The organism is Microcystis sp. LE18-22.4A, from assembly GCF_027531105.1.
GTDB classification, from domain to species: domain Bacteria; phylum Cyanobacteriota; class Cyanobacteriia; order Cyanobacteriales; family Microcystaceae; genus Microcystis; species Microcystis aeruginosa.
In genome coordinates, this window is the sequence record NZ_JAPZRB010000426.1 from 1 (window position 1) to 12,254 (window position 12,254).

At 45.3% G+C, this 12,254-nt stretch carries 12 protein-coding genes, 1 tRNA gene and 1 pseudogene; 9 read left to right on the forward strand and 5 right to left on the reverse strand.

Features of this window, described 5'->3' with window-relative positions; genetic code table 11:
- Positions 1-159: 159 nt before the first annotated feature.
- On the reverse strand, positions 160-2,856 hold the full coding sequence (locus tag O9295_RS18745) for a CBS domain-containing protein (protein WP_288034461.1): 2,697 nt from the start codon (positions 2,854-2,856) through the stop codon (positions 160-162).
- A gap of 113 nt (positions 2,857-2,969) precedes the next feature.
- Between O9295_RS18745 and O9295_RS18750 the strand changes: the two genes are divergently transcribed.
- From O9295_RS18750 to O9295_RS18780, 7 genes and pseudogenes are all read left to right on the forward strand, one after another.
- The gene (locus tag O9295_RS18750; protein ID WP_288034463.1) at positions 2,970-3,425 is read left to right on the forward strand and encodes a CopD family protein; all 456 of its coding nucleotides are present in this window, start codon (positions 2,970-2,972) and stop codon (positions 3,423-3,425) included.
- 362 nt (positions 3,426-3,787) lie between these two features.
- Complete coding sequence (psbZ, locus tag O9295_RS18755) at positions 3,788-3,976, forward strand: photosystem II reaction center protein PsbZ (protein ID WP_002732865.1); 189 nt, start codon at positions 3,788-3,790, stop codon at positions 3,974-3,976.
- Between the two features lie 185 nt (positions 3,977-4,161).
- Positions 4,162-4,707 carry a 6,7-dimethyl-8-ribityllumazine synthase gene (gene ribH / locus O9295_RS18760; RefSeq protein ID WP_002799220.1) on the forward strand — a complete coding sequence of 182 codons (546 nt, stop codon included), beginning with the start codon at positions 4,162-4,164 and terminating at the stop codon, positions 4,705-4,707.
- Positions 4,708-4,762: 55 nt separating this feature from the next.
- A pseudogene (locus O9295_RS18765) lies at positions 4,763-5,038 on the forward strand (hypothetical protein); the annotation flags it as partial.
- 73 nt (positions 5,039-5,111) lie between these two features.
- Positions 5,112-5,183, forward strand: a tRNA-Gly gene (locus tag O9295_RS18770).
- Between the two features lie 171 nt (positions 5,184-5,354).
- On the forward strand, positions 5,355-5,762 hold the full coding sequence (locus tag O9295_RS18775; protein WP_288034469.1) for a hypothetical protein: 408 nt from the start codon (positions 5,355-5,357) through the stop codon (positions 5,760-5,762).
- A 10-nt stretch (positions 5,763-5,772) separates the two neighbouring features.
- Positions 5,773-7,020 carry a glutamate-5-semialdehyde dehydrogenase gene (locus tag O9295_RS18780; RefSeq protein WP_002798032.1) on the forward strand — a complete coding sequence of 416 codons (1,248 nt, stop codon included), beginning with the start codon at positions 5,773-5,775 and terminating at the stop codon, positions 7,018-7,020.
- Between the two features lie 435 nt (positions 7,021-7,455).
- Here the strand turns inward: O9295_RS18780 and O9295_RS18785 are convergent, their stop codons facing one another.
- Positions 7,456-8,262, reverse strand: a complete 807-nt coding sequence (locus tag O9295_RS18785; protein ID WP_002798033.1) for an MlaE family lipid ABC transporter permease subunit — start codon at positions 8,260-8,262, stop codon at positions 7,456-7,458.
- Between the two features lie 388 nt (positions 8,263-8,650).
- The gene (locus O9295_RS27480; RefSeq protein ID WP_012266167.1) at positions 8,651-8,851 is read right to left on the reverse strand and encodes a hypothetical protein; all 201 of its coding nucleotides are present in this window, start codon (positions 8,849-8,851) and stop codon (positions 8,651-8,653) included.
- Positions 8,852-9,377: 526 nt separating this feature from the next.
- Here O9295_RS27480 and O9295_RS18790 point away from each other — a divergent pair.
- On the forward strand, positions 9,378-10,232 hold the full coding sequence (locus tag O9295_RS18790; protein ID WP_008201218.1) for a universal stress protein: 855 nt from the start codon (positions 9,378-9,380) through the stop codon (positions 10,230-10,232).
- Positions 10,233-10,234: 2 nt separating this feature from the next.
- On the opposite strand, the gene O9295_RS18795 is transcribed toward O9295_RS18790, so the two are convergent.
- Together O9295_RS18795 and O9295_RS18800 are read right to left on the reverse strand one after the other, a co-directional pair.
- Positions 10,235-10,408 (reverse strand): hypothetical protein, encoded by a 174-nt coding sequence (locus O9295_RS18795; RefSeq protein ID WP_167341548.1) that lies wholly within the window; start codon positions 10,406-10,408, stop codon positions 10,235-10,237.
- On the reverse strand, positions 10,389-10,853 hold the full coding sequence (locus O9295_RS18800) for a site-specific integrase (RefSeq protein WP_288034473.1): 465 nt from the start codon (positions 10,851-10,853) through the stop codon (positions 10,389-10,391). The genes O9295_RS18795 and O9295_RS18800 overlap by 20 nt, the downstream gene beginning before the upstream one ends.
- Positions 10,854-11,192: 339 nt before the next feature.
- On the opposite strand from O9295_RS18800, the gene O9295_RS18805 reads away from it, so the two are divergent.
- Positions 11,193-12,047, forward strand: coding sequence for an ETX/MTX2 family pore-forming toxin (locus O9295_RS18805; RefSeq protein WP_288034474.1), 855 nt, complete (start codon positions 11,193-11,195; stop codon positions 12,045-12,047).
- Positions 12,048-12,254: the final 207 nt, after the last annotated feature.

The window sequence follows — 12,254 nt, forward strand, 5'->3', positions numbered from 1 at the left end:
GTGGGGTGTGGGGTGTAGGGTTTTACCGATTCTCATCTGGTCAATTACCTAATTTTCAGAGAAAAAGTCCCTGAATTTTCCCCCTATCTCTCCCACAACTGGTACTTTTTGATTGACAAAAAGTCTAAAAGTCTTACCCAATAAGGTTTTTAGATTTATTCAGCAAGCCCGAGTTAATCTAGCAATAAAAGCCATAGCTTCGCTTTTATTGCTGACTATTCCATCTAAAGTTGCCCCCAAGACTGCCGCAAGTAACGATTTAAACTGGGGACCCGGTTGATAACCCAAAGCTTTTAGGTCATTGCCGTCGATAGGAGCCTCGATCTGCGACCATTTAGTTAAATATTGCCAGATTAAAGCCCGAATCCTAGTCTCACTCCTCACCGCCACCAGTAACAAACTAGGAACCTGATAACCGTTGAAAAAGCTGACAATTTGACTAACGGGTCGATCATAAGCAAAATTATTGCTAATCTCTCTTTCCATAACTTCTAGTTTTTGTAAACGCTCCACACTATCTTTGGGCAATTGTAAATTATTAGCGATCGCTATTCTTTCCTCCATAGCCAGAGAAGCGATTAATAATTCCAACCGCATTAACCAAGCATTCACCGGCAATTCCAGACTTAAACAATCTAACCAAGGCCTGAGACAGCGCAATTGTCGCCATAAAGCCCGATTTAAACTTAAATCCCCGTGTAAACAGTGCAAAGCCCCCAAATCAGCCAACTTTTCTAAGGCAATTTCCCAGTAATCCGCCTCTAAAATATAATTCAACTCCGCTTTTAAACGGGACTGTAAAGCGGGTGCATTCTGGTTTTGTTGCCGTGAGCGCTCATAAACTCCACTTTCGATCGCATACCTAATATAGCTTTCTGTCAAGGGTTCAATAACAAATCCTAACCGAGTGGCAAAACGCACCGCTCGATAGATGCGCGTCGGATCCTCGATAAAACTATTAGCGTGGAGAACCCGGATTTGTTGGGCGCGTAAATCCAACATACCGCCAAAAAAGTCGAGTAATTCCCCCTCTTTCGGCGAAGTTAGGCGAATTGCCAGAGCATTAATCGTAAAATCCCTTCTATACAAATCCTGTCGAATCGAACTAGCCTCCACTTGGGGATTGCTGGCAGGATAGGGATAGAATTCCGTGCGTGCCGTGGCGATATCCACCCATAACGAGCCAAAACGCTCATCTTTGTGCCATAACAAAGCCGCCGTCTGAAATTCCCCGTGAATCGATAACCGAACCCCCGGATAAATTTCCTGTAAACAATTAGCCAACTCCACCCCTGCACCCACACCGGCGGCGCGATGGCAGCCATCCACCACTAAATCGATATCCTGTAACAATAAAGTATCCCTTTCTGTGGCTAACAATAAATCGCGCACCGCACCCCCAACCAGATAGAGATGCCAACCGCGTTTTTGAGCGGCAGCGGCGGCAGCTTGCAGGAATGACCATAAAATCGGCTCTAAACGCTCTTTAATCGTCGGTAAAAGACAGGAAACCAAAGCAATCCCTTCAAAACGCACCCGCTCATTTTGATGAATCTGTCTTAATACATCTGTACGAGTGACGATACCGACTAACTGCCCGTTTTCTAGTACAGGTAAACGCCCCAAATCGTACGTTACCATCAGTGACTCGATTTCCTGAAGGGAAGTGTCGGGGGTAATAGTTTTCGGATTACAAGTCATGTATCCCTTCACGGGAGAGCGAGAAAAGCCGTGATGGAGAGCTAAATCGAGGTCACGACGAGAAATCACCCCAACTAAGCGATCCTGCTCATCTACCACCGATAACCCCGAATGGCCGTAACGAAAAAGGATGCGCTCGGCTTGAGATATGGAAGTATCGGGACGAATTGTCCGCACCGGGGAAGACATTAAATCCCTAGCGGTGGGAGAAGGAGGAATTTGAGCAATTAAGTCCCCCAGCAGTTGGTTTAACTGTTGAACTGGCTGAACATCGCGAAAACTCACCGAAGCGGCCTGAGCATGACCACCGCCGTTATAGGGGCAAAAAAGCTGATATAGATTCACCCCATCGATTCTAGAGCGACCAATCACAGTTAAACGCTGTCGGGAATTATCTTCCTCGCCTTTACTATAACTATGGGCAAAAAGTAGCGCATCACTATCGGATAATTCCAGTAGGCGCTCGGCCACACTAGACAAACCGGGGATAAAATCGGCAGTATGGAGGAGAACGTGGGCGATTTTACGGTCATGGATCGTTTTAATCTCTAGATTTTCCCAAGCAAGGCTAAATAACTCCTGTAAGCGCGGGGAAAAACTCGGTTGACAGTATTGGGCGATCGTTTTAATGTTAGCAGCACAGGTCATTAACCAAGCCAAAGCATAGGCATCCCTGGGGGTACTACCGGCAAAAGTCAGGGAACCCGTGTCAACGTGAATACCGAGTGCCATTACCGTTGCTGCCATCGAGTTTGGTTGAATGTGGGCTTTTTGTAAAGCTTCGACAATTAAAGTCGTGGTGGCTCCCACCGCTTCTAAATGGACGCTAGAGGCATGAATATCGCTTTCACTATCCAAATGATGATCATACAATTCGATCGCCTGTAAATGCCCTAAATCGAGCCACTGGGAGGCTTTTCCCAGACGCTCCCGCCACTGATTATCAACGATAATTAAAGAGCGAATACAGTCCGGATTGACACTACGCATTTCAATTAAAGCGAATTCATCCCGATGCAGGGCCAAAAATTCCCTCACCGTCGGGTGCGCTCCCCCCGTTAACACAATGCGACTACCCGCTTTCAGCAACGATAAACCCACCGCTGCCCCCAAAGCGTCAAAATCCGCCGTTTGATGACATAAAATTAAATCCATATTTTTTAGTAAGGAGAAGTTATTGGGATTTTTTCTGTATCTATTGTTACTAAATGCTCGGCAATAACCGGGTCAAGTACTATAAGTTAGCAAATCTTGACTGAGAGAAACCGATGTTGTTCAAAATTTTATTAATTCTCCACACCCTAGGGGCGACCGTCTGGGCCGGTGGTCATTTATTGTTGGCAGTCACCGTTCTACCCCAGGCCCTCAAAAACCGAGAACCAGACCGAATTCGTCAATTTGAGCAATATTTTGAAGGTTTTGGGTTATCTGCGCTATTGTTGCAGGTAATAACAGGCCTAGGACTGACTTGGATTTATTTGCCCGGTTTTCGTGATTTTTGGTCATTTGATAGTTTTTTATCGGTTTATATAGGCATTAAGTTAGCTTTACTGCTATTAACTCTCATCTTGGCCCTTCATTCCCGCTTTTTTCTCATTCCTAAACTGAGCGAGGAAAACTTAAATTTCCTCGCCCTGCACATAGTCGCCGTCACCACTCTAGCAGTATTGTTCGTCATTTTTGGCGCGGGCATCCGTTTGGGGGGCTTGACCATTAGCTTTTAGCAGTTCAGCAGTCTGGAGACCTTTCTAGGGCAGGTTTGGCGAAAACGCGAAAATACTGTAATCTGGGCAAGGGATTACAGGGAGTCACTTCCCCCACCTAACCCTTACAATCCTGCTTTTGACAAGGACGGAGACATCAAAAAAATTTTAGGACCCGCTGCGGCTGGGTAGTCACTGGCAGTAAAATTAAAATGCTCGTGGATTCAGTCTGACAGGGATATCTCCTGGGAACCCCTGATTCAGAGAGGACTTAGAGGAAGGATCGTCCAGTTAAGTTGAGTGGAAGCGAGGCTCTTCCATACAAGTATCAAATCTGGGAGAATTATCTAAATAAACATCAACTGCTTTAGGAGAACCCAATCATGTCTATTGTTTTTCAATTTTTTCTCATTGCCTTAGTTTTATTTTCCTTGCTGATGGTGATTGGTGTCCCCGTTGCCTATGCTTCCCCCCAAAACTGGGATCAATCGAAACCCCTTCTCTATGTGGGTTCGGCAATTTGGGCGATTTTAGTCGTTGCCGTCGCTATTTTAAACTTTTTAGTGATTTAGCCTTGATCAGGAGACGGGAGACAGGAGGAGATAGGGTGATAGGGTTTTGGGGTGATAGGGTGATGAGACAGCTTCCCCACTACCCCACTACCCCACTACCCCACTACCCCACTACCCCACTTCCCCACTACCCCACTTCCCCACTTCCCCACTTCCCCACTTCCCACTCCTATCCCCTTCTACCTATGACTGTTTTTGAGGGAAATTTTACCGAGGACATATCCTCTTTGCGCTTTGCGATCGTGATTGGTCGTTTTAATGATCTCGTCACTGATAAACTGTTATCAGGCTGTCAAGACTGTCTGAAGCGTCACGGGGTTGATGTCAATCCCGATGGCACCCAAGTCGATTATATCTGGGTACCGGGTAGCTTTGAAGTGCCAATGGTAGCCCGTCAAGTCGCCCTTTCCCACCGTTACGATGCCGTTATTTGTCTAGGGGCAATTATTCGCGGCCAAACGCCCCATTTTGACTACGTTGCTGCCGAGGCTGCTAAGGGTATTGCTGCGGCCGCTTTTCAGACAGGTGTTCCCGTTGTCTTCGGTATTCTCACCACTGATACTCTACAACAGGCCCTCGAACGGGCCGGTATTAAAAGTAATTTGGGCTGGAATTATGGCCTATCTGCCCTAGAAATGGCTAGTCTCATGCGTCAATTGCGCCCCCGGAATGAAGATAAACCCCTAGAATTATTGGAAAATAATCCCCAACAGGCACTGATGGAAGGCTAAGAAAATTCCCCCGGCATTTAGGATTTTAGTTGTCCCCACTCCCGGAGTTCCACTGATGAGCGAAGCTGAACAGAACAAATATATTAACCAACTCAGACGGCAATTAGTCAACGCTGTCGAGAGAATCAAGACTCTGGAATTAGATTTAGAACCAGAGGGGCGGATTACGGCAGCTTTTGACGCTATGGAACGGCATATAGATGAAAAATTCGCCGCCATTGACAAGCGCTTTGATCGCTTGGCACATCAGTTCAACCGACTACAGGCTAAGATAGAAGTGGTTCTCGAAGCTATCACGGGTTTGGGGGACTTGCCGGAAGATGAATCATTGTCAAAAAATGCTCCAAACTACTTGACAAATGCTCTGAGATTTGGCACACTTATAGAAGTGTAAAAAAAAGCTTGCGGGCATAGCTCAGTGGTAGAGCGTCACCTTGCCAAGGTGAATGTCGCGCGTTCGAATCGCGTTGCCCGCTTGAAAAAATCTTGAAATATACCTTAAGGTCAGGATGAATAATTTAGGGATATCCCTTAAGATGGGAATTACCCGTGAGCAATAGGGTTGAGGATTTTGGGCAACCGTTGAATACCTTAGCCATTGACCACGAGCGACTAAAAACAACCGTTTATAAACAAAAATTTAGCTTGTGCGACCGCATAAATATACCAAAATCGACCAACACCAAGACTATCCTTGTCCCTGTCGTCGGAAAGGGAGATTATGCCCGATTTTATTGACCGATGCCTTTGGCTGCGATCGCTGTCAACAGATATTTGTGGTACAGGAAAACGGCCAAATTATCGAACAATTAGCCCCCCACTATCCCTATAAACGCACTTGGCGCTGGACGGGATTTCGTTGGGTGAGTACGAATCAGCGCCTTGGGGAAGGAGTCTTGCCCCTGATGATGGGGATAATTCTGTTATTATCGGTCGTCTGGCTACCGTTAATCTTGAAATCACCGCCGGGGGTAAGCGTGATTTTTGGGGCAATTCTAGTTATGCTATTAGTTATTTTGCCCGCATTCATCTTTTGGTTAGCCTATCGACGCTAGACAAGAATCTATGATCGAAAGTTCCCCCAAAACCCCCCCGACGATCTTTAAGCAAGCATACAATGCTTTTCTGGATCTGGGTCAATTCAATGGCAACGAAAGAAATCGCGGGGTAATCGCGATCGCTAATGGCATTAAAACTGGCTTTGATCGCATTTTAGAAGCCAATACCCTCGATTTAGAGGTCAGTCGAGAGATGGCCGTCTCAGAACAAATGATTCGCTGGTTACGGTTAACTCCCGAACGTTTAGAGACGACGGTGGAGGTATTGCAACAACTAGCGGAAGCATCGGATCCGCTGCAACAGGTAATTAACGCGGCCTATCAACTTAATCCGTCCCAAACCTATTGCCAAAGGATGCCTTTAGGAGTGATTGCCTTAGTCTATGAAGGTTTTCCCGAATTAGCGATGGTAGCGGCGGGATTTTCCCTAAAAAGTGGCAATAGTTTGATTATTCGCGGTTCCAATGCCTCTAGTCATTCCGATGGAGTGATTACGGAAATTATCCAAGAAGCATTGGAAGATGTGGGTTTACCGGTGGATTGTGTTAGTGGTTTACCCTGCGATTCTAGTCCCTCCCTAGAGGAGTTGGTGACGCAGGAAAATTATGTTAATTTGATTATTCCCTACGGTCGCCCTAGTTTAATCGGTCAGGTGAGTCAATTGGCCACGGTTCCCGTTTTGCGCGCGGCCATGGGAAACTGTTATTTGTATTGGTCTCCTAGTGGCGATTTGGAGTTAGCTCGTCAGGTAATTATCGATAGTCATGGCAGCATACCCGATCCGGTTAATGCGATCGAAAAAGTTTTAATTAGTCCCCATCAGAATTCTTCGACTTTAAGTCGTTTGTTTAAAAGTTTGCAGGAAAAAGGCTTTAAATTGCGGGGAGATACCCGATTAGCGGCGGATTTTCCGGAACATTTAACCATTGCCACCGATAATGATTGGCAAAGACCCTATTTAGAAAAAAAGCTGGCCTTTAGGTTAGTGGATACCCTAACTGATGCGATCGCTTGGATTAATAAGTATAGTAGCGGTCATGCCGATTGTATTGTCACCGAATCCTATCGAGAAAGTCGTCAATTCGCCATGGAGTCCGATAGTGCTTTAGTTTATATCAATTCTTCACCCCGATTCGATCGCAATCCCAAACAGGGAGAATCGGTATTTTTGGGCATTTCCAACCAAAAAGGCCAGCGCCGGGGGTTAATCAACCTAGAAACCTTTACCACCCTTAAACAGGTGGTGCAGGGGTAGTTTTGGTGAACTGGGTATTGTTAAGTTAGCTAGGGTTTGCGGCAAAAAGTTTTTCGTGGGGACAGGGTGTGGGGTGTGGGGTGTGGGGTGTGGGGTGTGGGGTTTTAGGGATTTTGAGGGGGTCAGTTACCTAATTTTCAGGGAAAAAGTCCCGGAATTTTACCCCCGATCACTCCAATGGTTGGCACTTTTTGAGGGAAAAAAAGTCTAAAAGTCTTACCCAACAAGGTTTTTAGATTTATTCAGCCAACCCTACCTAGTGGTCTGCGGCAAAAAGTTTTTCGTGGGGGTAGGGGTAGGGTTGATTCATGAATCAACCCTACGACATCGGGGGGGGGCGGGGGCAAGAGGCAAAAGGAGGAATAAATAATCAGTCTTTAATAACTGGATTTAGTATTAGAACAATGGCGAGAAAATGACAGTTTTTAACTGAAATTACTGTCCAAATAAAACCGAACTATTGCCAGATCCTTGGAACAAGATCCAGGTCATCAGCAGATTAGATACAAAAATCGCTAAGAGCATAGTGACTACGGCCGCGGTAGTAGCTTGGCCGACTCCTTTAGCACCGCCATCGGTCGTTAAACCCCAATTACAGCCGATAATCGCGATTAAAGCCCCAAAAACCACCCCTTTAACCGGTCCACTCAGCACATCTCCCACACCCAGAAAACCGCGAACCGAGTCGAGAAAAACTGAATTGGCAATCCCGTATAAACTTTGGCCGACTAGCAAACCGCTACCTAAACCGATCAGCAACGCCATAACACTCAAAGCGGGAACCATCAGACAACAGGCAATTAAACGGGGCAGCACCAGATATTCCACGGGATCGGTTTTGAGCATATAGAGTGCGTCGATCTGCTCTGTCACCTTCATGGTACCGATTTCCGCCGCAAAAGCCGATCCTACCCGACCGGCTACCACGATCGCCATCATAATCGGACAGAGTTCCCGACCGAGAGCAAGGGCCAAAATTCCCCCCACCATACTGCCAGCGCCCAAAGCTTGGAACTCCCGGGCCACTTGGATCGTAAAGATCATCCCGATCACCGCAGCCGTGATCATGGCGATAATCAGCGAGGCGGGCCCGGCTGCCACCATTTGTTCTTGGGTGACGCGCCAATCGGGTTGGCGCGTGAATAGGAAGTAAAAAACCCTGCCGGTCAATAGTACCGCTAACCAACAGCGCCGAAACCAAGAGCTTAATTCCTTGCTAAAAATCGCCAATAAATCCTTCATGGTCCCCAAAATCGATCGGACTAGAGAAAAGTCTATCCTGTTTTGTCTTCTAATACCAAATCCTGTTATAATAAAACGAGTAAAAACAAGGAGATAAAATGCCCAAGAAAGCTGACTTAGCCGAACATCTAAGGCTCTTCTGGTTTCTGTGTGGAAACGAGGTCTATACTGAGAGTTTTTTCGGCAAAATAGTCCTAAAAGTCTTGCCCAATAAGCACTTCACGATTCCATAAGTAAAAATTATCACACAAAGTCGAGAAGAACCCATCTAAGTTCAGAGGAACTGATACTAAATCTGGTTATTAAAAACTGATTATTTATTCCCCCTTTTGCCTCTTGCCTGTTGCATGAGTGCCTCTCCTCTATAAGTAGCCTATACTCAACGGATTTAGTATAAGCGGTTTAAATAGGGTTGGCTGAATAAATCTAAAAACCTTGTTGGATAAGACTTTTGGACTTTTTTCCCCTCAAAAAGTGCCAGCCATTGCGGGGATAGGGGGGAAAATTCAGGTACTTTTTCCCTGAAAATTAGGTAGTTGACCACCTGAAAATCGATCAAACCCCACACCCCACACCCCACACCCCACACCCTGCCCCCAGAAAAGCTTTTTCAGCAGCCCCTATTTAGGAATTTTATGCAATTTTATGTCTATTTTTCTCATTTTTGCACTCTCAAAAATTAATTATGCAAGAACTCTAATCATCAATGAAATGGTCGATTTAATGGTGAGCAGCAGTAGTGATACTAAATCCGTTTATTAAAGACTGATTATTTATACCCCCTTTTGCCTATTGCCTATTGCCTATTGCCTATTGCCTGTCCCTATAAGTAGCCTATACTCAACGGATTTAGCTGTGATTAAAAGAGAGTGCCAGCATTGCAGCCAAAATATAATACAAATGAACGCTTGACACGATGATTTTGAGCCAAGTATTTCTAGTCAATTGAGCATAAATACTTAAAATCCCCTCAAGTGCGAGCTGCTACGCAGTGCCTTCGGCATCGCATTAACCTAAGAAAAAGCGCTTAATAAGTTGTTAAATTTCGCGAACAACATTAGCAGTATGCTGAAAATTGGCGAAAACTATTAAGATCATAGACCGAGTTTAATCTTATGCTAGAGAAAATACTATACGCTGATTCCGGCGCAGGTCAAACCCAAGAAATGCTACAAGCATTGATGGATCTCCCCGCTATCCGGAAAGCGTCGATTACCATTCTCCGGGTTGTTCCCCCTCAGATTACCACCGAAGCTCTGGCCAGTAAATGGGAAGAAGGAACCCAAATGCTGACTAAAATCCTGCAAGAAGTCAAAATTGAACCCAGCAAAGTTTCCACTATTCTGCGTCAAGGAGATCCCAAAGATACCGTCTGTCAAGTTGCCGACGAAATCGGTGCCGATTTGATCCTGATGGGTTCCCGAGGACTAAAGCGACTGGAGGCAATTCTAGAAAATTCCGTCAGTCAATACGTCTTTCAACTGACTAATCACCCGATGTTATTGGTAAAAGACGATATTTACGTCAAAAAAATCAAAAAGGTGATGGTAGCTCTCGATAAGTCTAGCTCGGCTGATTTAGCTCTCGATCTGGCTATTTATCTCCTGCGGGATTATCCTTCAGCAGAGTTAATTCTGGCCCGCGTCAACCCCGACTTAAAACCGGAATTTGCCCCCACTTCCCCCAAAGAAATGGAAGAAAACCCGATTATAGGGCCGGCAGTGGCAAAAGCGAAACGGATGAATATACCCTATCGCTGCGTGGTGACGGGGGGTAAACCGGGAGAACAACTCTGCAAACTCGTCGATGATTATAATGTCGATCTCTTACTGTTGGGTTCGCCCGATCGCCGTCCTTCCGTGGCTAAGAGTTTACCAGATCTCGATCGCCTTCTCGGTACTTCCCTCTCGGATTATGTGCGGGTTAATGTCAATTGTCCCGTCCTTTTAGCTAGAAAAGAAGGGATTTAGTCCTATTGGGTGTAGGCAGGTAAGTCTTGACTCATTTGATTTAAGTTGCTGGCAATGGCTTTCATCGTCATAAAAGCCGAGCTAAAGGCGATTAGCTCATTTAAGGGATAACTTCGACTCTCAACCCGCAAGCTCAGTAACTGCTTCTCAAGAGATTCAATTTCTTGGATGAGCAATCCTAACTTTGGTGGGTTGAGAATTACCTAGGCAGCGATCGCAGTTTGTTGTGCGATCGCTAAAATCATCAGCCATTTTTACTTTTTTGGTGAGGACGGTGGGCAGACGTTTGTGACCTTTTGCCCGTAAATATGCACCGATATTACCCAGTTCAATTTTAAGAACTTCTCGATCAAGGAAAAGGATGGCGTTGAGGGCTTGGTTTTGGGTGGCGGCGGCAACGTTTTTATCAACGGCAAGATGGGTCAAAAAGGCTCTAATTTCTTCACCCCCCATTTCACGAGGATGTTTTTTCTGATGGAAGAGCAGATAACGCTTAATCCAGTCCAGATATGTTTGTTCGGTGCGGTAGGAGTAACGCGGTAGGGCGGGATCGTCTCTCGCACTACGTCTAGGAGTTTTCGGGGTGGGGGAGGGTTCATAAAAGAGTACGCTAATCGGCATAACACGCTTATCGTAATATTATACGGAAAACTTCTTGCGATCACTCCATTTGAGCGTAATATACGGAAAGATTCTTTAAAAAATGCGTATTTGGCGTGATATACGGAAAATTTCCGCATAATATATAGTTAGGCTCTTAGATTGCGTTGGCATGTACATTTCTGCAGGCTTATAGCGGTTATTAAATGGATGGAATACATTTGTTCAATAAAAATTTTATTTTTTCAAAGCATTTTCAGATACTTGTATGAATTTCTGTGTTTTCACGCCGGGAATAACCGCTATAATGCAAAACTAAGTAGATGTTATGACTCATTTAACTCAAACAGGAGAACACCGATGGCAAGTAAAGGTTCCTTCCTAACCTCTGGGCAGTTTCTTGGCGTAAACGATTATTTAGTTTCACCCAATGGCTTATTCTTCGCCATAATGCAGGTCGATGGAAATTTCTGTGTATATCGAGGCAGCGGCCCAAGTGACAATCATGGGGGATTGTGGTGCTACAACAATAAGGCTGAACCCGGTGGTCAGTTTTTCGCAGTTATGCAAGACGATGGAAACTTCTGCGTATACAAAGGGACTGGCCCAAGTGACAATCGTGGGGGATTGTGGTGTACGATGCAGATCGACCCTGTAGTCGACATCGAGATTTCAAGCATTGATTACGATGTTAATGCCGCAAAGATTCTGAGATCAGGACCTGCGGAACTTTATCGTCAGTCTGTACATAATAACTCTACCCAATCTCAAACCAGCACGATTTCTGGCTCCGAATCTGTTTCAGAAACATCTGGTTGGTCTGATTCTCTAGCAGTTAAAGTTGGCGCAAGCACGTCATTTAAAACTGGGGTTCCATTTATTGCTGAAGGCAAGGTAACAGTTTCTATTGATGTGACAAACACCTACACTTGGAATGGCTCCACTACTAAAACAAAAACATGGGGTTTTAACACTCCTGTCAGCGTTCCCCCCCATATAACAATAGATGCGTTTGTGAGCGTTACCTTATCAACAATTGCTGTTCCTTATACCCTTAGCGGTACTGTTGTCCTAAAATCAGGAACGAGGATGCCCGGAAAAATTCGGGGAATATATACAGGAACTAATTCTCATGACTTAACAGTCACATTTGTTCAAGAAAATCCGATTACAAGAGAGATATCTTCGACCAGCAAGGCAATCAGTCCGGACTGACTGACATTATTGCAGCGCGGTAGGGCGGGTTAGCAGCAGTGCGATCGCCGATCTTGTAGGGTGCGTTAAGGGACTTCCAAAAAATAAACTATTCATGCTCAAGAATAATAATCATTCTCGGAGTGTAGGAGGTAGGGGTCGATGGTTGCCTCCTCCTTCCAATTTTGTAGTAGAATTAATCCTGTACATTATTAATCAAGTTTTTCT